Origin of the sequence: Pontibacter saemangeumensis, from assembly GCF_039541895.1 — a bacterium.
GTDB classification, from domain to species: domain Bacteria; phylum Bacteroidota; class Bacteroidia; order Cytophagales; family Hymenobacteraceae; genus Pontibacter; species Pontibacter saemangeumensis.
This window is the reverse complement of record NZ_BAABHC010000029.1, coordinates 826,100-846,725: the sequence shown is the minus strand read 5'-3', so window position 1 is coordinate 846,725 and position 20,626 is coordinate 826,100. Positions and strand designations below refer to the sequence as shown.

The window sequence follows — 20,626 nt, the reverse complement described above, 5'->3', positions numbered from 1 at the left end:
CGCTTTTGCAGGGGCCATTCGGGCCCGCGAATAAACTGAAGCAGAGATCAGGAATAGCCGCGGGCAATATGGTCAGGAAATAGTATATTACCTCCTGCCAGCAATTATTGAGGCAACTAGGGTAAAACCTGCTCCTACAGATGGGCGGAAGCCATTAGGGGATTGGATGAAAAGGAGGCAACCGGTAACACCACAGGGGAGTATGTACAGCTGATAACAGCATTCTGAAAACCACACTAAATTTAGACATATGATGAAGCACTTGATTTTCTGCTGCCTTGCGCTCTTTGTGGCAGTGGCATGTACCACCACGAATTCCGGAAAAATGCCGGACGGTTGGATTTCCCTGTTCGACGGGAAAACCCTGACAGGCTGGAAAGCCAGCGAGAACCCGGAAACGTTTAAGGTAGAGGACGGTATGATCGTGGTGAACGGGCCGCGGGCGCACCTGTTTTATGAGGGTCCGGTTATGAACCACGAGTTTGACAACTTTGAGTTCAAGGCCCAGGTGATGACCACGCCAGGCTCAAACTCCGGCATCTTCTTCCATACAGCGTATCAGGAAGAAGGCTGGCCAGCGAAGGGGCACGAGGTGCAGGTCAACAACTCACAGTCAGACTGGCGGCGGACAGGCAGCGTTTATTCATATGACGATGTGAAGGAGGTGCATGTGCCGGACAATGAATGGTATACCCAACATATCATTGTGCAGGGAAATAAAGTCACGGTGAAGCTCAACGACAAAACGGTGGTGGAGTACACAGAGCCTGAGAATGTGGAGCGCCCGGCCGATGCAAAGGGCAAGGTTATCTCCAGCGGCACTTTTGCCTTGCAGGGGCACGACCCGGATAGCAAGGTGTATTTCAAGGACATTATGGTGAAACCATTGCCCTAACTAATAAATGTTTGTCCCCATACCTGCCAAAAGAAGGTATGGGGATAAGCGGTTAGAGACCGCTTCTGGCATATGCAGCGCTCCGGGTGGCTCACTGCAGGGGGAGATACCCTTTCCAGTTTTCTCCGAACCAGCGTGGCTGATCGCCCGGCAGCAGCAGTTTATATACCGGTGCCCGATTCGGGTTCTGGCGGCAAGGGCTGAACCAGTGTATCAGGCCTTCAAAACAAAGGTATAGCCCGCCCCCAGGTAATCCGCTTTCTTTTGTGTTTTCATGACCAGCACCTCATTGAAAATACCATCCCCTTGGTTCTGCGCCTCCTCCGGGAAGTATAATTGCGTGGTCAGGACAGGTTGGCCCGGTGCCTGCACCTTCACGTGTATATGGCGGGTACGGCCAGGATATAAACCGGGCACAATGGTCTCCAGCCGGAAGTTCCCCTGCTTATCGGTGTACTGGTGGCCCCGCAGGGTATAGCCGTCATTGTCGTAGTTGCCCTCGCTATCGCAGTGCCACCAGTCCAGCAGGGCTTTGGCGACCGGCTGGCAGTCAGTGTTCAGCACCTGGCCCGCCAGGATCAGCTTCGTGCCGTTCAGGCCTGGTTGCAGCAGGCTGCTGCGTTCCGGCGAAGCAGGCTTAAAGTAAGGGCCTTCGGTTTGTCTCGGTGTCGGTTCGTCATGGTCATCACAGGACGGGGTGGGCGGTAAACTGGCCGGTTCGGTTTTCGTATATCTTGCCAGGAACCCCATCAACGGCAGTGAAGCCACTAATACGATGAATGTACGTCTTGTTGAATCCATAGTCGTTTTTATTGTTAACGTGAACGGGATAAGGGAGTTCTTGGCTGTGTAAAAATCTGTGCGTAAGGGGAGTAGCGTTAGGGCGCTCATATGGCCGAGGAGTACGGCGGCGTTCACCCTTCCGGCTCGGTAAGTAATCTGGCACGGCAGAAAACAGCCCCAATAGAGTGTTTCGCTGTGGCCAGGTGAGGCAGCTTTCCTGAAAATGGAAGGCCACTTTTAAACAGAGATCTCGCCTTTGATAATACTCTAAACTAAGGGAGCATCCTCTTTACGGGCGTCCTCTTCAACTCCTTTTGTATGGTATATAGCCCGCCTGTTTTTTTCTCAGCTCTGACGCTATAACTTCATATCATGCGGAATACATATATGGCGCTGACACAACAGGTGTATCATAAATGTTTTGTGCATGTCAGTTTACACTGTTCAATGACGATAGCATACATGTTGCGTTCGTGATAGATGTTAGCCCCTTTCTAGCTTATTACTAATGAAAAATTCATATATAGTGCCCGACAATCCTTTGCTGCAGGGAATAAAAGTTATCGGCATCGGGAAGCATGGCAGCAAACCGCTGCCCGTAGATCAGATAGAGGCCATTCTGACTTACCTGTCAGCAGAAGATGAAGTTCCGATCCAAAAGGGCGCTTTCTACGGCTCGCTGCTTGCGAAAGAGCCGACGGTAGAAGAGCAACGGCTCCTTCTCGGGAATGGCGGGGAAACAGCACGCCTATATGACAGCCTCTGCGCAGATGCGCCCGATGACATGAAAGCGATAGGGGTAAAACTACTCGGTAAGCAGCACCTCAACACCGCTGAGGCACGGACCCTCGGCAGGTTCCTCTTCTCAGACGCAGCCGGGGAAACCTTCAGGGGAATGGCTGCCAGCATGCTACGGATGCGCTACGAAACGGATGAGGAATACCAGGGCCTGCTGGAAGCGGCCGTCTCCACCTACAGCCCCGGCTTCCGCGATGCCCTGCCCGCGAGGGAAGCGGTGATACAACTGGCAGAGCCGTTCGACGGAGTTGAGCATTCCTATATGATCACGCCTCTACTGGCGCAGGTGTTCCAGCAGGCCGGGTTCCCCGTTGTCGTCACCATGGGGAGGTCAGCGGGGCCGAAATACGCCCTGAACACGCTGGAGATATACCAGGAACTGGGGGCGGAGTTTATGCAGCAAAGCCCTGATGTGGCACAACCGGCACCGGAATTCGGGTGGGCGCTGGACCAGCGGCTGCTTTCCCCGGCCTTAGACCGATGGGTAGACAGGAGGAGGCTGATCTTCAAGCGCCCGTTTCTGGCGACACTGGAGAAGGTGCTGAACCCCTGCAAAGCAAGTATCCTGGTTACCTCGGTTTTCCATATAACCTATATAGAGAAGATGATTACCCTGGCGGGTATGGCGGGCTTTTCAGGGGTGATTGTTTTAAAAAGAGGGCTGGAGGGTACTTTAGCACCGTCTATTGCGAAGGCGAGTGGCATAACCTGCGCTGTCCGGCAGCAGGACGGTTCTTTCCTGACGCAGTCGTTTGAGGCATCCCACGAAGCCTTCAGTGCTTACAGAGCCGGAACAGATGAAGTGGTACAGAACCCGACTGCGGAAGCCAACATCCGGCTTATCCGCCAGTTCATTAGCCAGGGCTTTACCGGCAACGAAGACTTTGACAAAAGGGTGAACCTGGCCACAGCCCTATATAAGCAAGGGCTGGCGTGGATCAGGAACTACTCACCTGAGACTGCCTGATCAGTCATATCATAGTTAAACCCCGACAGTGGCGATTGGTGGATTGTTATTCTGGACTATGTCCAGGATCCACGCAGCCAGGTCGGGGAATGTTGGGATATAAGCTAAAGTATATCACTGGACCGCCTCCTCTGGGGGGGCAGGGCTTAAGAGGGTACCGTGGCAGGAGGGGGAGCAGCTGTAGAGGCTGCGGGTAATTCTTCTACTGGCATATAGGGAAGTGAAACAGTGAACTCCGTCCATTCTCCCTCCTCTGTGGCCACTGTCAGCTCTCCTCTGTGCCCTTTCGTGACAATATCATAACTCAGCGAAAGGCCAAGTCCAGTGCCCTGTCCGGTGGGCTTGGTGGTGAAGAAGGGCTGGAAAATCTTGCTTTTCACGTGAGTCGTTATGCCGGGGCCATTGTCCCACACCTTGATCACCGCGTTCCCGTTCTGGCTTCCCGTGCTTACCCTCACCTTTGGCTTATATCCCGCAGGGGCTGTCCGCTGCTTTTGCTGCACAGCATCAAAGGCGTTGTTGAAGAGGTTGAGCAGTACCCGCCCCAGTTCCTGCGGTGCCACCTCCACTTTCTCCAGCTTCTGGTCAAGGGAGGTTTCGAGGGTGCAGTTAAAATCCTTCTCTTTGGCCCGTATGCCATAGTAGGAAAGGCGCATGCATTCGTCTGCCAAGTTATTGAGGTCCGTCAGCTGTCTTTCCCCGGTATGGTGGCGGGAGTGCTGCAGCATGTTCTTTACAATGCTGTCAGCCCGCTGGCCATGCTGGTGGATCTTCTGGAGGTTCTGCTCCAGGCTCATGGCGATGGCCAGCACCTCACCTGGATGATTAGCCCTGGCCTCCTGCTTTAGCTCTTCAAGGAGTTCCGAACTCACTTCGGAAAAGTTATTGACAAAATTGAGCGGGTTCTGGATCTCATGGGCAATGCCGGCGGTGAGTTCGCCCAGCGAGGCCATCTTTTCGGATTGGATCAACTGGGCCTGGGTGGATTTCAGGATATCCAGTGTATTGCCCAGATGGTCACGCTGGGCCGCGATTTCTTCTTTCTGTCGTAAGACTTCTGCTGTCCGGAGCGTTATCTTGTGCTCCAGCAGGCGCTTTTCGATGCGCAGCTGGCGCGACCGAAACTGGATGAACCCCCAGAGCATACTCCCAAAGATGAGCACATACAACCCGTAGGCCCACCAGGTGCTCCACCACGGAGGGGAGATGATCAGCTTTACCGTTTTCTCCGCCCACAGCCCCTCGCTGCTGACGGCTTTTACCCGGAAAAGATACTGCCCGTCCGGCACGTTGAAATAGTAAGCGGTTTTCTCGGTACCGGCCTCCCGCCAGGCATTGTCATACCCGTCCAGCTTATAAAAATGACGGTTCTCCTCCGGGTTGCTGTAATGGATGCCGACAAAGTAGAAGGAAAAAATATTCTGATTATGGCGAAGGGCTATCTTCTTGGCTAGCGCCACCGGTTCCCGGAGCGGCTCCCCTTCTCCTGGTTTCACGGGTTGGTCGGCGATCTTGAAATCTGTGAATAAGATTTCTGGAGGTTTGGAATTAACCGTGATCTGATCAGGGAAGAAAGCATAAAAACCCGTGTAATCACCGAAAAGAAGCTCTCCTCGGCTGGTCCTGAACCCGGCATTGTAACTGAGCCTGTTCGCGTCAATCCCGTGTCTTTTGCCGAAGCTGCTTACTTCATTCCGTTCGGGGTTCAGCCTGAACAGACCTGAATAAGTGGCAACCCAGAGGTTTCTGTCGTTGTCTTCCACCATCGCAACGATATTCGCCGTGCCCATTTCAGCAGCCGGACCCAAAAAGACGGAAAACTCTTTCAGATGAGGGGCTTTCCGGTATAGCCCGATTTCAGTGCCCACCCAAAGCGTGCCTTGTGCATCTTCAAAGATCGAAGTGATGTTAGAGCCGTGCAGGAACCTTTCAAATTTGCCCTTTTCCTTGTCCATCAGGTTCAGGCCGCCACCAAACCAGGTTCCTACCCATAATTCTCCAAACTTATCTTCATATATATCGGTGACAAGATTGTTGCTCAGGCTGGCGGAATCGGCCTGGTTGTGCCGGAAGTGTTTGAAGGTGTTGGTTTTCAGATCCAGCCTGTCCAGCCCAAATTGTGTGGCCACCCAGTAAATGCCTTCCATGTCCTCCTTCACAGTCCCGACACCGCCTTTGCTGATACTGCCATTGTTGGCCGGGTCATGGCGAAACCGGGAGAACATGCCCGTTTCAGGATCAAAACGGTTCAGTCCGCTTTCGGAGGATACCCAGAATTTACCGGAGCGGCCACGGTAAATGTTGTATATCCAGTTACTCATCAGGCTAACAGGCTGCAGCGTATCCAGGAAATGTCTTGTGATGCTGTTACTGTCCCGGTCATAACGGATGATGCCTGTCTCTGAACCCATCCAAAAAACGCCCGGTGCTTCCTCTATGAAAGAGTTCACCTTTGTTTCCAAACCTATGTGTGGTATTTCTTTATGGGAAGGATTTATCCGGTACAGGTTGTTCAATTGGGTGCTAATCCACAAAATGCCGTCCCTGGAGGTGTAACTCACCCATCCGCTGTTGTCCGGAAACTTTTTTTCGCCTTCTGCCTTGTCGTGGTAGTGTGTCATTTTCTGCGTGACGGGGTCCAGGCGACTGATGCCTTCCTGGAAGGTCCCGATCCAGATGGCTCCGGCGCCATCTTCTGCAATAAAGGTTATATGGTCGAAGTGACTTTCCGCCTGAACAGGTGCGCGGCTTAACTGGTCCGGCTTTGCCGGATCGAACCGATGGCGGGTAAACGTGCCTTTTTCCCGGTCCATGGTGTGCAACCCGTCGCCGGCTGTCCCCACCCAGAAAGTGCCCCTGCTGTCCTCAAAGATAGCCCTCACCTTGTTGTTGATGAGGCTGCTGGAGTCGTTGGGGACATGCAGGTAGCGGGTAAATGTCCCGGTTTTTCTATCGAGCCTGTTCAGCCCTCCCGCATTCGGCTGGTCTAAATCAAACGGGACGCCCGTGCCAACCCAAAGCGTGCCGGAGCGGTCTTCGTACAGGGACCGGATCCGGTTATGGCTCAGGCTGGTTTTGTCCCTGGCATTGTGGCGGTAGTGCGTAAACGTGCCTGTTTCAGGGTCCAGGCGATCAAGCCCTCCATAGTTTCCTACCCATACAATGCCTTTGTGATCTATCAGAATGGCCGTAACGCTGTCGTTGCTTAGGCTATACGGGTCATCAGGGTGATGGCGGTAGTGGGTGAAGGTGCCGGTGGCCGGGTCAAACCGGTCGAGCCCCATGCCATAAAAGCCAATCCAGATGACTCCCGCAGAATCAGCCTGTATACATTCGGGGTAAGTGCCCCCGAGCGAATTTGGGTTTGACGGGTCGTGCCGGAAGCTTGTCATGCGGTACCCGTCGAACCGGGTGATGCATGTCTGGGTTTGGTCAGAGAGCCACATATACCCCTGCGGGTCCTGGGTGATGCCGGTAATCTTTCCGACTGTCACGCCGTTCATCCCCTCAACCAGGTTAAACCTAACCTTCTGGATCTGGGCAAAACCACTACTGGCAATCAGGAGGAAAAGACTGAGTAAGAATTTAATATATAAACGGACTTCCATGGTTTAACTGCCCGGAAAGGCAAAAGCATAGCGCAGTATGTTACTTCATCGTCTATCAGTCTCTGGAACGGTTTCTTACATTCCCAATCGCAGCACTCAAGGGGATCCGGTTGCGGATATGGGCATCTCTCCCAATGCCTCCTGCTCCGGCGCAACATACCCCTATCTGCCCGCACCTCCGGCCTGACCGGAAGATCGGCGCATATTTCCATATACTTCCTTGTTTAACTCTCCACCAGCAAATCACTGAATGATGATTTTGCAGCTGAGCATAAGTCATGGCGCCTGCCATGGGCTTTCAGGTATATGGCATTTATGGAGTACTATATAGTACGTATGAAAGGCAGTTAAGTACAGGAAGCGACGCCCGTTATGACCTCCTTTTCCTTGCGGCGCAGCACTGGGATCGGGATGAACTACTGGTTATGTTGCATAGGGGATTGCTCCTGTATAATTTATATATGTTCCAAGCAGCTAAAGGGATCAATGCCAGCAAGAAACCGAAGGCTGGCAAGAATAAAAAGATCTTCAAGATTGATAGAAAGTCGCCACCCTTTTTGATGAACGGGTGGGGTGATGGCTGCTTCCCAAAAGAGTAGCCTACGCCATATAGCTGAAGCATTCACCTGGCTTTTTGGTTTGAGAGGTCATCCACCGCATATCTATATCCAGTAGAATGGAGGCGTATTATAAATTTGGCCTCTGGATTTGATGCAAGTTCTTGAACAGCAATGTAGGATGACAGAGTGGCCATATAGGAAGCACCAGGATAGAGTAGCTTCCAAATGTTCAGTTTAGCTCTTCGCTGGTTAAAGGTTATTTCAGGCTAAAATAAGTGTTTCGGCCAAAAGCGCCTTTGCAACCGGGGCTGCTATAATTTATATTTTAATGGAAAGTATTTAACAACGGCAACTATCCTTTATCTTTGCCAGACGACGCATGCAAGCGCTTTCGTAAGGCAGTCTGAATCATCTGTATATCCTGAAGAGGGCCGGCCAATATTTATTTTTTGTACCGGTTTTAGCAGAGCCACGTATGGTGTAGTTAAACCGTTTTAATAATTAGTTACAGTTGTCAGAATACAATTCAGATGTGCTCTTTAGCAGAGCGGACAGGGGCTTGTTCTCCTTACGCAAGAAGAAAAATTACAACCGCTCCACCCGCTGGGGCTTCAGAACCCTGTCTTTTAAATCCCACTTGGGCCACTCATCATATCCTGACGTAAAGAAGCACGCGCTGTTTCACACCTCAAATACTTTTTTCTCCGTTGTTTACGCTTTTGCCTAGCAAGGCTGCACTTTACAACAGGAAAAATCATTAAACATATTTGCCATTATGCCGGATCATTTTCCGGCGCCTTATACAGCACCTATCACAATGCATAATAAAGAAGAAGAGCGGCTGGCTCAGTCTACTAGTAACAGAACCTGGAAGAAATGGGGAACCTATCTGTCTGAGCGGCAGTGGGGGACCGTGCGGGAGGATTACAGCCCGGATGGCTACGCCTGGAATTTCATCTCCCATGACATGGCCCAGAGCAACGCCTACCGTTGGGGCGACGAGGGCATTGCCGGCCTATGCGATTACCAGCAGATCCTCTGCCTGGCGCCCGCTTTCTGGAACGGGAAAGACCCCATCCTGAAGGAGCGGCTCTTTGGCTTAACCAACGGGCAGGGCAACCACGGCGAAGACGTGAAAGAGTTGTACTATCACCTCGATGCCTCGCCAACCCATTCGTACGCGAAGTTTCTATATAAGTACCCGCAGACGGAGTTCCCGTACCAGGAACTGCTGGAGCAGAACAAAAGGGGGCGCATCCTGCCGGAGTACGAGCTGCTCGACACGGACGCGTTCCGGGAGAACCGGTATTTTGACATTTTCATTGAATATGCCAAAGCCGACACCACCGATATTCTGATGAAGGTCACGGTATATAACCGCGGGCCGGAAGCCGCCACTATCCACGTGCTGCCACACCTGTGGTTCCGCAACTACTGGAAGCACAACGCCAGGTACACGAGGCCGGACATGCGGGCGCCGTCTGACGGTTGCGTGCAGACAATCTCCGATCGCAACGGCAAATTTCACCTGTACCATCAGGAAGGCGAGCAGTTATTCTGCGAAAACGAGACAAACAACCAGCGCGTCCACCAGAAAGAGAATGATTTTCCTTTTGTAAAGGACGGCATCAACAACCACGTCATCCACCGGGCGCCAACCGTTAACCCGGAGAAGCGGGGCACGAAAGTGGCGATCTGGCAGCAGGAGGAAATCCCGGCGGGCGGCGTTGCGACCTTCAAAGTGCGCCTGAGCAAAAAAACGATAGACGATCCCTGGACAGAGTTTGAGGAGGTAATTGCCCGGCGCAAGGCTGAAACGGATGTCTATTATGGAGCGATCATTCCGGCTGCCCTGCCGCAGGAGCACCAAACGCTGGCGCGCAAGGCCTTTGCCGGCATGCTCTGGACAAAGCAGTTCTATTACCTGGACATGTACAAGTGGCACTACGGGGAGCTGCACGAGCAGCCGCCGCACCGCAACCTGAAGCGTAACTTTGACTGGCAGCACCTGACCTGCCGGCACATCATCTCGATGCCGGACAAGTGGGAGTACCCTTGGTTTGCCGCCTGGGACCTTGCCTTCCACGCCACCACCCTCGTTCACATCGACCCGGATTTCGCGAAGCACCAGATGCAACTGATGCTAAGGGAGTACTATATGCACCCGAACGGCCAGATACCGGCCTACGAATGGAACTTCAGTGACGTGAACCCGCCAGTGCATGCCTGGGGCGTGTGGCAGGTATATGAGACGGACAAGAAAAAAACAGGCAAGCCTGACTGGGATTTCCTGGAGCGGGCCTTCCAGAAGCTGCTCATGAACTTTACCTGGTGGGTAAACCAGAAAGACGTGAATGGCACCGACCTGTTTGAAGGAGGCTTCCTGGGGCTGGATAACATCGGGGTGTTTGACCGGAGCCACCTGCCGCACGGCATCAAAAAGCTGCAACAGGCTGATGCCACCAGTTGGATGGCCATGTATGCGCTGAACATGCTGCGCATGTCGTTGGAACTGGCGCAGCAGAACCGTTCGTATGAGGAGTCTGCGGCCAAGTTCTTCCGGCACTTCCTGAACATCGGGAAGGCGATGCACCATATAGGCAAGAACGACATCTCGCTGTGGGATGACCGGGATAACTTTTATTATGATGCCGTTCAATATGAAAACGGGACCAGTGAACTGCTGAGAGTCCGTTCCCTGGTAGGGGTGATCCCGCTGCTGGCAGTAGAGGTGATCGACAGTAGCTTCTTCGACCGGATGCTGGAGTTCAAGATTCGGGCAGTAAGCATTACCCGCACCCGCCCCGACCTGGGGCAGCTGATTTCTGATATCGAGGAAAAGGGCAAAGACGGCCATTACCTGTTCTCGGTGATGCGCGGGTTCCGGCTGGTGCACATCCTGAAAAGGCTGCTGGATGAGGACGAGTTCCTGTCGGATTATGGCCTTCGCTCACTTTCCAAGTACCACGAGGATCACCCGTTTGAGTTCGGGCACAACGGCAGCCAACACACCATCCAGTACGAACCCGGGGAGAGTTCCAGCCCGATGTTCGGGGGTAACTCTAACTGGCGCGGCCCCATCTGGCTCCCCCTGAATTACCTCATCATTCAGTCGCTCCGGAAATACCATAAGTACTTTGGCGATGGCTACATGGTGGAGTTCCCGACCAGATCCGGGAACAACCTGAGCCTGAACCAGGTGGCAGACGAGTTGACGAAAAGGCTGCTGAGGCTTTTTGAAAGGAACGGCGACGGGAAATACCAGTACCATGCCAACCATGCGCAGTTTGCCGAAGACGAGCACTTCAAAAACCATCACCTCTTCTATGAGTTTTTCCACGGGGACACCGGGCAGGGGCTGGGTTCCTCTCACCAAACCGGCTGGACGGCCTTAGTGGCTAACCTTCTGCTGGAGATGGAAGAGCAGCGAACGGCTTCAGGCGTGCAGCACCATCCGCAGGAAGCTGCAGTGGGCGAATAGAGACGCAGGTGCCCGCCGCCGCGGCTTTGCTATATACCTTGGTGCAGTAAAATACCGCCTGCATACCGCGAACGCAAGGAGCCATTTAAACAGAAGTACCCGGTTATCCTATCCTGATAGGGCAGCCGGGTACTTTTGCTTTACGGGCTTGTCTTAGCTGCTTTTTTATGTTTGCTTCAGGCTATTGATCAGGTGGCAGCATGCCTGAAAAGCTGATCAGGATCATCCTTGCGGCTGATGTAGCGCATCTTTCTCCTGACGCTCTTTTTGTAGCTTTGGCTGTGATTAAGACCCAGGCGAAGCTCGCAGAGCCTTTATTTGATGCTGACAGCCATGAAGACCATACTAGTACCTATCGATTACTCAGACGAATCTCAGAACATTTTAGCCTACGCGCTGGAACTGGCCAGAACGATCAGTGCGGATGTAATCGTGTTCCATGCGTTTTTCCCGATCATGTCTCCCCCCGCATCCTATAACGCAGCAGACGTAGTGCTGGCGCTGGAAGGAGGTAAAAGAAGGGAACTCGAGCAATTCACACACAAAGTAAAAGAGGTGGTGGCGCATACCTACTGCCTCCATACAAGCCTGGTAACCGACACCGCTACTGACAGAAGAATCTCCGACTTTGATGGTGTGAACATCTCGTGCATCGCTAAAATGGGTGGCCCCTACGAGGCGATAAAGCAAGCCATCCGGAAGTATAATGCTGACCTGGTGGTGATGGGAATGCAGGAAGGGGAAGCGCTGAGCCAGGCTTTACTTGGCAGTACGACCATCTCCATTATGCAGGTGAGCCATGTCCCTGTGCTGGCGCTTCCGAAAGGGGTCACGTTCAAAGGCCTTCGATCTGTGCTGTTTGCCGCAGATCTGAACAAGTTGCCTGTGGGCGCTGACCTGCGTTTGCTCCGGGAATTTATAAAGGCCACTCAGGCTAAGTTACAGGTACTGCACCTGTACCGGACACAGCGGCAGTTTGAAGAGTTTGAGGCACAGGATGCTTTGGACACACTGAGCAGGAACTTTCAGGGCATTGACTACGATGTTTCCTTTGACCTGAGTGAGAATGTGGCCGCAGGCATCCAGAAGTACGTGAGGGAGCAGCAAGCTGACCTGCTGGTGCTGATTCCGCAAAAGCATACGCTCTTCGAAAGACTACTTGATAAAAGTGTCACAGGAAAAATAACAGCACACCCTTTGGTGCCGCTGCTGTCGCTGCCGCCTGGTATGCTGCAGCAAGCCGCAGACGCAAAAGAAAAGGCGCTTAGCGAGGAATAAGGCTGAACTGCAACGCATGTAACAGCGGAGATATAAGAGGCTGTTTTGATCGGTTAGCTGTATAATATGATGTTTTCTGCCTGATCAATACCTGTTATAAGGATCAGTACACGTCCTGGTAAGCCAGGTCAAATCTCGCTTCCCCGGAATTGGTGATGATCCTGGAGTGGGCCTTGCAAATGCAGGAGAGGGCGGACGTGGCGTGGTCGGGGAATTTGTCCTGTGGATAGGCGCAGAGAAGGGAGAAGGTTTCCTTTTCGAAGAAGGCGTTCCACAGATGCTCCAGCCGGATGGTTGCCGCCCCATTGCCTTGCCCCCATAGCAGGGACACCATCTCCCCAAAGGCCCGCACCTGTTGCTTATTGTCCCGAATACGATTGAATACGCTGGAGATGGCTTCCACAAAAAGACCTTCGTCAGGCCAGCCGTTCACCATAAACTTCTCTAACATTTCCTTGGCATTCAGGGGGATGTACTGACAGGCCACATAGAGGGTTTTTGTATCTAATCCCTGGTCCCTCAGTCGTTTCTCCAATGCAGCCAGATGCCATTCGGTGGCGATGAGGATAACACAGTCGCCGACCGAGATACCGCCGACGACGAAGTCCTCCAGCAGGTTCAGGAGTGCCTGGTCATTCTCGTAAATTTGTAATACGTGTGAACAGGCGGCTATTTCCCGCCAAAAGGTCTCTGAATTACAATGTTGCCAGTCTTGCGCTTTGTCCATAAAGTTGTCCCGGTTTGATTTTCCGCAGGAATCTGCCTGAACGACCTGTGCTGATATCCTGATAAAGGAAGCTATATCCTCCTTAAGAACTATCCTGGTGGGGCCACTAACCCTGGCTTTCAGCCAGACCTTGGAATGCTGTTCTTTCCTACTGCTCCGTTTCTTTCCCGCGTTCCCATAACTGTTGGTGCTTCCTAAATAACGTAAAGCGCAGGGGTTGAGAAACTTTAAGTGTTGAACAGCACCTTAAATTGAGTTTAATAACCTTTTCGCTGGATGAAGGAAAGCCTACCTGCCTCAGGTACAGGGACTATGCGCACGGACAGGGCGCGTGTGGCTGCCGCAGCCTTCTGTCTTGATTAAGGGGCAACGCACCAGGGGGAGAGGGGAAGCCCAGGGCGGAGGGGCTGGACATTCTGATCGGCAAAGAACTGTTGGGAAAACACGCAGAGTAAAGGCATGGGGGCCAAATCGGGCACGGTTCCGTGAACAAGTCTGGAAGCAAACAGAAACATATAGAATTCAGCGGATTTTATAAGTTAAATGGAAGCGGTCTGGTCAGATGCCCAACTCCATTTCACTGATGCTTACCTTTTTTCTCGCGCCATGCACCTAGGACGTGTCCTTTACCTCGTCCTGCCCATCGCCGCCAACAAGGGATATGTGAATGCCCTTTCGAACATGCCCCCGCACCTCAAACAGATCGTCTCCGGATAGCCCTTGCAGCGCGATCTTCTCTGTCTGGGAGCGGAGAAAGACCCTGCGGTACGTCACCTTTCCGTCTGATTTGCGGCGCACCGTCACCTCCGTCTCCTCATCCGTTAAGCGCACCACCTCGAACCGATCCTCCTCGTTCGTGCCCAGCACCAGCACCTTCCCGGCCAGCGCCTCATAAAACGCGCGGGCCGCCCCATCCAGAAAATCCCTTCTGCTTTTAAGCTTGCGGGCCAGGCTTTCACCATCCAGCCTGTAAACAGCCGCCGGAAGCTGCCGTACGGCCTCCTCAATCAATTCGTCTGTGATGCCCCGCTGCAGCTCGCGGGCCAGCGAGTCAAACTGCTGTGCTGTTACCTCCGGCAGGGCACGCGCGTCGATGTAGTCCGACTTGATCATGAGTGCCTTTACGTCCCTGTAGTCTCCGTGGAAGGTCACGAACTTGCGTTGGGCCCACCTCCGGCTCAGTAGCCACGAGAAAAGGCCGTCGTCGAAGCGGAAGAAGGCGTTGTCCCGGTCCTTGGGGATTGGCCGGTATATATAATCTCCGCCCTGTTTATATACTGCCCATTCCCACTGTCCCTCGTGCCGGTCCCGGTCACCGATCAGCATGTCCAGGAGCCTGGCCTTGGCGAAGGCCAACTGGTCGATGTGGTGGTTTCCGTGGCCGTAGCGTCGGGCAAGCATCTCCTTCGTCCCCACGATGTCGAGCGCCTCCTCCAGTTCCCCGACCAGTGCACGCCTGTCGTTGAATTTCTCCTCCAGCATATATAGCCTATCGCTCAGCAGTGCTTTGTGCTCCCCAAGCGCCTCCTCGTTCGGCCTTACGTAAACCAGCTCCGGGTTAGCATGCGGAACCCCAGCCGCCTCGGAGAGCGGGGCCACCACCAGCGGGGCGTAGGGATGGAGCGAGGAGGTCTGGTCCAGCACAAGATTGGCGAGGAAAGTACTGCTGAGAATAGGTGGTAGCCTGACCTCTGGCCGCTTGTCAACGGTACGCAGGGCGTAGGTCATCCCGTCTCCGCTCACCAGGGAGGCGCTGATCGTCTGCATCCCGCCGCCCAGTTTCTCTACCTCCAGGCCGCCCTTCGCGGAGTCAAAGTCAAGTACGGGTACGGTGATGGAAGCCGCCCAGGCATCGCGGTGGCGCGACCCCCAGAACATCCGGTAGAGAAAGCCGCGCGCGTAATGGCTGCCAGCCTGCACGGTCACGCTGTCGACGGTGTCAGGCGCCTGGCTCAGTTGCTTATACAGGGTTTGGTCAGTGACAGGAGTCTGGGCGTAGAAGCCCTTGCTGGCGCAGCCGTAGGAGAGCAGGAGCAGCAGGAGCGGGAATAAGGTAAGTGAAAGGGCGGTTTGATGTCTGGCAAGGCGTGTGTGCATGAAGCACATAAACGAGTTTCCACCGAAATGTTTTCAAACCTGGACAAAGCGCTTGCGTCACCCTTACGTGTTCATCCTATATAACTGATCAGCAGAAATATATCCGAAGTGGTAGGCTTGATGAAGAATATGAATGAAAACTGCCGCCTTTCCAGGACGGAAGGGCGGCAGTTTCAAACGCTCTTCAGGGTTGTGTGCTGCTGAAGCAAACCGCTGATCATCACCCCTATGGCTATATCCCCCCTATATAGGGAAGACAATGCTGGCATGGCAGCGGTCGGTCTACTGCACAAGCAGCCTCTTATAGATCGGTTTACCAGAAGCGCACTGGGCCTTTACGAAGTATACACCGCCTGAGAGGTTTTGCGCAAAAGTTAACTCCGTGCTGGCGGTGCCCTGCGCATCGGCTGTGATGGTTTTAACCTGGAGTTCACGACCTGTCATGTCGAGGATCGTTAGCGCTACTTCTTCCAGCGGCTTCAGCCTATACACTGAAACAGAGACCTCGGGTCCGGAGGCTGGGTTTGGATAAACGTCCAGCGTAACGGAGTCTTGTGGCTCTTCGACGCCCGCCGGAATGCTGGCTTTCAACAACGTTATCTGGGGTACTCCGTCCCCGTTGCCCTCAAAATACTCAGATATATAGAGATTGCCGGTCTGTTCATCCTCAATCACGTCCAACGGATTCGCGTAGGGGCGGCGTAGCCCCGGCACCAGAATTCCCTCCACAGCCTCGGAAATATCCTTCTTAGGTGTGCCTGGCTCTAGTATGATCAGGTCATCGCCCCCGCTGAAGCGACATACCAGCAGCTTGCCCTGCAGCTTGCCGCCAAATGCGTTGCTCTTAAACTCAATCAGGCCGTTGGGCGAAATATTAGTGCCAAAGTCGTAGGACCAGCCCTTGAAGTTGGGTTCTGCCGGCGTCCCTGCCGGGTAGCCATATGTCTTGCCGTCTACCTTCCATACAACCCTCGCCTGTTCGTCCCCGCCTGCTGGGTTGCCTCCGTTTAGGATATACTCATGCCGCAAGGGGTTGGGGTGGCCATAGTATCCTCCTTTCACAACCCGGTACAGGTAATCGTTCTGTGTGTCGCGCACATCTGTTAAAGCCGGTATGTCAGGGCCTTTATACGCTTCGCCATCCGACCATATAGTGCCGGAGGCAAGTGCAGGGGTGCTGCCCCCGGCCGCGGAGCCATTGGTGGGCACGTAGAGCTGGCCATTGCTGTGCCACACCAGGTCGTAGGCATTTCTTACTCCTGTTGCATAAATGGTGAGTGGCGCATCCTTGGCATAGGGGTTGTAAGTTCCGCCGCCATCCGGTGTTTTTACATCTATCGGCAAAGTTTGCTGCTCCGCCCTCTTGATGTCCAGGCGCAGCACAGCCGCCGACAGCAGCCGCTCCGGCCTGTTCGACCAGAACTTACTGGGCCCTCCCATGGCAGTGTTGCTGCCCATGGGCACATACAAGGCACCATCCGGACCAAAATCGATGGAGTTGATGGAGTGGTCTTTGGAGGAGCGGGGCAGGTTGGTTATATAGGTCGTGCTTTTGGGATTGGCCGGGTCGCTCAGGTCAATTTTTGTGATGCGGCTGGACCAGTCCGGCGCTTTACTGAATTGGCCGGAAGAATGGCTCATCCAGGCAATAAGTTTTGTGTCTGTAGCGGCAGGATCGAAATGAAACCCGATGAGCAGCTGCCGTTCTGCACCAAAGGGAGAGATGGTGGTATGGTTCTGAAGCCCTCCGTCGGCTTTCAGGTCCCAGCGCTCTATCTTGCCCCCGGAAGTGGTTGCGTAAAGGCGGTGATCGGGGCCAATCACCAAGCTTGTAAACCCGTCGCTGCCGAAGCCGGAAGAAACAAGGGTATGGGCCGAGAATCCTACCCCTTCCAGGCCAGACAACGTGCCCGCGCTTTTACTGGTGGTGGTAAACCGGGAGGTAAACCGCTTCAGCGCGTTCCCATCCAGGTCTTTCACCTTATCCGTTATTTCAAATTCATAGAGGGTGCTCAAGGTGAGTGAGGCAGAGAGTGTGACGGCGTCTCCGGCAGCCGAAGTGTTTACCGCAGTTCCTGAAACCAGCTTTTTCTGAGTCCCTGTAACTTCATACAACCTTACTGAGGCGGGGCTTACGGTGCTGCCATCAATCGAGTTGTTGCCCGGGAACACGATGTCAACAGAAACGGACATATCCAACGGCACATCCACCGCACCATTAGCCGGCCGTACCGCTGATACGTAAGGCTGTGCATATGTGAATGCCGTGGAAGTATTTACGGAAAGGACTTGTTCTTTCTGATCAGAAGCAGGTTGGGAGGTATAGGCGGCTGAAGCATTAAGTGCTGCACGGACAGCTGGGAGTCCGGGGATATGGCCGCGGGCTGAGGTGCCTGAAGCGGCACCGCTTAAAATTAGTACACAGACAGTTATAAAGAAGAAACCTGTTCTCAGTATCTGAGATAGCCTATAAAGGATTGATGAAAAAAGGACATTTGCAGCTAAAACAGAATTTTCATTCATGAGGTTCTAAGGACTGTTTGTGTACAAAAATCAAATAAACGCTACTTCTTAAGGCATCGAAGTGAGAAAGAGCAGTTAGAATCAAGAGCGAACAAGTACGAAATTAATAACAATATAGATATTAAATTGCATACCTTAAAGGGGTATTTATAGTTTATTTATATAGAAGTGATTTAAACTTAGATTTTCCCTGTCGTTGATGCTGCAGTAAAATGCCTACCAGACATGGTGATTCTAACAGTTGGTTTCCTGCGCTTGAAGAAGGGTATTCCACAGTGAGATCGCTTGCGAAGAAGGCGTATATAGAAGCGAAAGAGAAAGCCCCGTAAGGCTGGGGGCGCTGCGACAAGCGGGAAAGTCAGAAAGAAAACCCTCCAACCATATAGGTACCACCCCATTGGCTACTGAACAAGCAGTTTGCTTTTTGCCTTGCCCGAGGGAGCCGTAACCCGAATGATATAAATCCCTTTCTGAAAAGGGGTGATGGCGATGGGTGCCGCTGCATTCCCGTCTATATCCGTCAGAAGGGTTTCAGAATACACAGCCTTTCCCACTATGTTATATACGGTAAGGGTAACCTCTTCCTGCCGTTCGAAGTTTTCGATTAACACCTGCACGTCTTCCCCTTCTCCCGGGTTGGGGTACAGCAGCACGCGTCTCTTTCCTGTTGCTATGGCTGGCGGAATGCTGGTGACGTTGCCATCGGGTTTATATATCTCCAGTCCGGCGATGGCTACCCTGTTCACGGAGGGGGCGAACGTTATATCAAGCATTCCCCCCGTTACGCTTACCTCAAAATCCTTCACCAGCGCGGTTCTGTAGCCAACCTCTCTGTAGATATCCAGGTTTGGCAGCCGCAGCTGATTTTCGATGCTGATGTCAAACAGCCTTGCCGCCTCCGCCGACCAGTAGTTCTCCACAAAGTGCATGCGCACTATATAACTCCCGTCCTCCAGCGGAATGCTGTAGCTCGTCTCGGCCCGGTCCTTCGCAGCAGACAAATACGTCTGGTACAGCACGTCATCGTCTGTGGCAGCAACGGGGGTGGGCACCACCTGTTTATCCAGCTTAATGCTGCCCTTTCGGTAGCTTTTGTCCGCCTCCCACACGTTTCCGCCGATGGTTATATCCACGTCCGCAGCGCCCTTGATGCGCCTCATTACCTTTAGGGCGGCGCTTCCATTGCTGGCGGCACCATACAGCGGGATACGGAGCGGGGAGGCCCCATTGGTGAAATAAACCAGCAAGGCGGCATTTTTAAGACCGGGGCCGGCGGGTTTGAATTCCACATTGACAGTAGTAGAACCCTGCACGGGCAGCAGGGTAACGGCGGGCATAGCCGCCGCAAACTCGGCACTGCCTGGGCCGGCAATTTCTATCCGCTCGATCTTTATTGAAGGATCGCTGCTGCCATCTGCGTATGCCTTGCCCGAGTTGTTGAGGCTAACGCTAAGCCTTGATTTGCCGCCTGCCTGTGTCGGGTCAAAATAAACCGCTGAGGGAGCGGCGGTTAGCTCCGCGTAATTTGCGGTACCCGTCTCCGGTCTGATGTTTCGCACAAAGTAGACATTGTCCTGGTAATCGTAGTTCGTGAATTCCGTGCCGAGGTAATCGCTGCCGATGATATAGGCGTTCGGGATAACATTGCCATCCGCGCCAATAGCCTTCCAGATGCGCATTCCAATCTTGTCCTTGTGGTTTCGGGTTCTGTCAGAATAGGCGCTGCCGGCCCTGAAGCCAAAGGCCTTGCCGGGGTTGAAGGTGCCCTGGGCAAGCGCTGTGGAGGAGCCGCTTTTCATCGGGAGCAGCGATTGGCCGTCGAGGCCATGATGCGTGAAGAGTGTTTTCGTGGAAGAAGAGCCTTTGTCGTACCACCTGAAAGATTCTGTTTGGGAACAGCAGCCGTGGTAAGCAGCCATCTGGATAACTTCCACAGGCCTGCTCGCGTCCGCCCTCACAAAGAAGGGGGATATAATTTCATCTGACCCCGGAATGGCAGACTCCCCGTTGTTCGAGCCGTCGGTTTGGTTATATCCTGTATTGGTCTTAAAGCCGAAGGCGCTTATAATTTCCTGTGCGTCGGGCTCGTTGTTGCCTTCCCCGGCCCGTTGCCACAGGCCGTATAACCTCACCTCTTTTTTAGGGATTCGATCATCATTCGAGGAGATATAGAGCGAGCCACGGAGCACTTTCACCCGGTCACCCTGGTTTTTGGCGGTAAACTCAACGGTTAGCTCCACAGCGGACCCAGGCTTGACGGCAAGTGGCAACGCCTTCGCCGCTAGGTACTCCGCATCACCCAACCGGGAGATTTTCCAGGCGCTGGCATCTGACAGCTGCAGGCCGGTGATGCTGAGTTCCCCGGTGCCCTTGTTGCTGATGCGGAGCCTTACTTGCTTGTGGTTCCTGTTTTTCGGTGTGCCTTCCCGGTTCCAGGGTGCCTGAACATTCGAGAACGTGAGCTGATCAGAGGCAGGGAACCCATCCTGATTCTCCACCACCATATAGGCATTGCTTTGCAGGTACACAGCTGTGCCTTTCCTGCCGGAGAGAGATGAGCTGACTGTGCTCAAATCCCGCGTGCCGTTACCTGCCATCCGGCTGCTACCGGAGGCGATAGCCGGGTAGCAGTTTCCCGGCTGCCCGGCCTTGGCCGGCTCTACTTCTTCCCTCGCCGGATACACCCGGCCAGCGTTGGCCGCGCTTCCCGGCAGCTGGAGAATAAAGCAGAAGAGCAACAAGATAAATAGCTTTGCCATAAGGCAAGATAAATAAACATAACCTATTTATTTATAGAATATGTTATATTTATTGTGCGTGACAACAAGCTCCGTGCTTGCTGCGTCTGGGATATATAGCCTGTTCGCCTGTTTAAAGCATAGGCCGCCATCCTAAGCTTCCAAGGCGGC

Annotated in this window: 10 protein-coding genes; 4 read left to right on the top strand and 6 right to left on the bottom strand. The window is 53.4% G+C overall.

Annotated elements, in window-relative coordinates:
- The first annotated feature begins 253 nt into the window (after positions 1–253).
- Complete coding sequence (locus tag ABD920_RS21785; RefSeq protein WP_345162385.1) at positions 254–895, top strand: 3-keto-disaccharide hydrolase; 642 nt, start codon at positions 254–256, stop codon at positions 893–895.
- Between the two features lie 213 nt (positions 896–1,108).
- Here ABD920_RS21785 and ABD920_RS21780 read toward each other — a convergent pair whose 3' ends face one another.
- The gene (locus ABD920_RS21780; protein WP_345162271.1) at positions 1,109–1,696 is read right to left on the bottom strand and encodes a dioxygenase family protein; all 588 of its coding nucleotides are present in this window, start codon (positions 1,694–1,696) and stop codon (positions 1,109–1,111) included.
- Between the two features lie 490 nt (positions 1,697–2,186).
- On the opposite strand from ABD920_RS21780, the gene ABD920_RS21775 reads away from it, so the two are divergent.
- A complete protein-coding gene (locus tag ABD920_RS21775) occupies positions 2,187–3,443 on the top strand; it encodes an anthranilate phosphoribosyltransferase (protein WP_345162269.1) in 1,257 nt (418 codons plus the stop codon).
- A gap of 146 nt (positions 3,444–3,589) precedes the next feature.
- Here ABD920_RS21775 and ABD920_RS21770 read toward each other — a convergent pair whose 3' ends face one another.
- Positions 3,590–7,051 (bottom strand): two-component regulator propeller domain-containing protein, encoded by a 3,462-nt coding sequence (locus ABD920_RS21770; RefSeq protein ID WP_345162267.1) that lies wholly within the window; start codon positions 7,049–7,051, stop codon positions 3,590–3,592.
- A gap of 1,377 nt (positions 7,052–8,428) precedes the next feature.
- Between ABD920_RS21770 and ABD920_RS21765 the strand changes: the two genes are divergently transcribed.
- Both ABD920_RS21765 and ABD920_RS21760 read left to right on the top strand, forming a co-directional pair.
- Positions 8,429–11,092 carry an MGH1-like glycoside hydrolase domain-containing protein gene (locus ABD920_RS21765; protein WP_345162265.1) on the top strand — a complete coding sequence of 888 codons (2,664 nt, stop codon included), beginning with the start codon at positions 8,429–8,431 and terminating at the stop codon, positions 11,090–11,092.
- 333 nt (positions 11,093–11,425) lie between these two features.
- A complete protein-coding gene (locus ABD920_RS21760) occupies positions 11,426–12,370 on the top strand; it encodes a universal stress protein (protein ID WP_345162262.1) in 945 nt (314 codons plus the stop codon).
- Positions 12,371–12,473: 103 nt separating this feature from the next.
- Here ABD920_RS21760 and ABD920_RS21755 read toward each other — a convergent pair whose 3' ends face one another.
- The 4 genes from ABD920_RS21755 to ABD920_RS21740 form a co-directional block, all read right to left on the bottom strand.
- Positions 12,474–13,097, bottom strand: coding sequence for an MEDS domain-containing protein (locus tag ABD920_RS21755; RefSeq protein ID WP_345162260.1), 624 nt, complete (start codon positions 13,095–13,097; stop codon positions 12,474–12,476).
- A 612-nt stretch (positions 13,098–13,709) separates the two neighbouring features.
- Positions 13,710–15,194, bottom strand: a complete 1,485-nt coding sequence (locus tag ABD920_RS21750) for a hypothetical protein (protein ID WP_345162258.1) — start codon at positions 15,192–15,194, stop codon at positions 13,710–13,712.
- A 282-nt stretch (positions 15,195–15,476) separates the two neighbouring features.
- Positions 15,477–17,717 (bottom strand): Ig-like domain-containing protein, encoded by a 2,241-nt coding sequence (locus tag ABD920_RS21745; protein ID WP_345162256.1) that lies wholly within the window; start codon positions 17,715–17,717, stop codon positions 15,477–15,479.
- A 401-nt stretch (positions 17,718–18,118) separates the two neighbouring features.
- Complete coding sequence (locus ABD920_RS21740; protein WP_345162254.1) at positions 18,119–20,476, bottom strand: malectin domain-containing carbohydrate-binding protein; 2,358 nt, start codon at positions 20,474–20,476, stop codon at positions 18,119–18,121.
- Between the last annotated feature and the right edge of the window lie 150 nt (positions 20,477–20,626).

Coding starts and splice junctions, on each gene's coding strand:
- ABD920_RS21780 (WP_345162271.1), bottom strand. CDS start 1,696: ATGGATTCAACAAGACGTACATTCATCGTATTAGTGGCTTCACTGCCG.
- ABD920_RS21785 (WP_345162385.1), top strand. CDS start 254: ATGAAGCACTTGATTTTCTGCTGCCTTGCGCTCTTTGTGGCAGTGGCA.
- ABD920_RS21740 (WP_345162254.1), bottom strand. CDS start 20,476: ATGGCAAAGCTATTTATCTTGTTGCTCTTCTGCTTTATTCTCCAGCTG.
- ABD920_RS21760 (WP_345162262.1), top strand. CDS start 11,426: ATGAAGACCATACTAGTACCTATCGATTACTCAGACGAATCTCAGAAC.
- ABD920_RS21755 (WP_345162260.1), bottom strand. CDS start 13,097: ATGGACAAAGCGCAAGACTGGCAACATTGTAATTCAGAGACCTTTTGG.
- ABD920_RS21770 (WP_345162267.1), bottom strand. CDS start 7,051: ATGGAAGTCCGTTTATATATTAAATTCTTACTCAGTCTTTTCCTCCTG.
- ABD920_RS21765 (WP_345162265.1), top strand. CDS start 8,429: ATGCATAATAAAGAAGAAGAGCGGCTGGCTCAGTCTACTAGTAACAGA.
- ABD920_RS21750 (WP_345162258.1), bottom strand. CDS start 15,194: ATGCACACACGCCTTGCCAGACATCAAACCGCCCTTTCACTTACCTTA.
- ABD920_RS21775 (WP_345162269.1), top strand. CDS start 2,187: ATGAAAAATTCATATATAGTGCCCGACAATCCTTTGCTGCAGGGAATA.
- ABD920_RS21745 (WP_345162256.1), bottom strand. CDS start 17,717: ATGAATGAAAATTCTGTTTTAGCTGCAAATGTCCTTTTTTCATCAATC.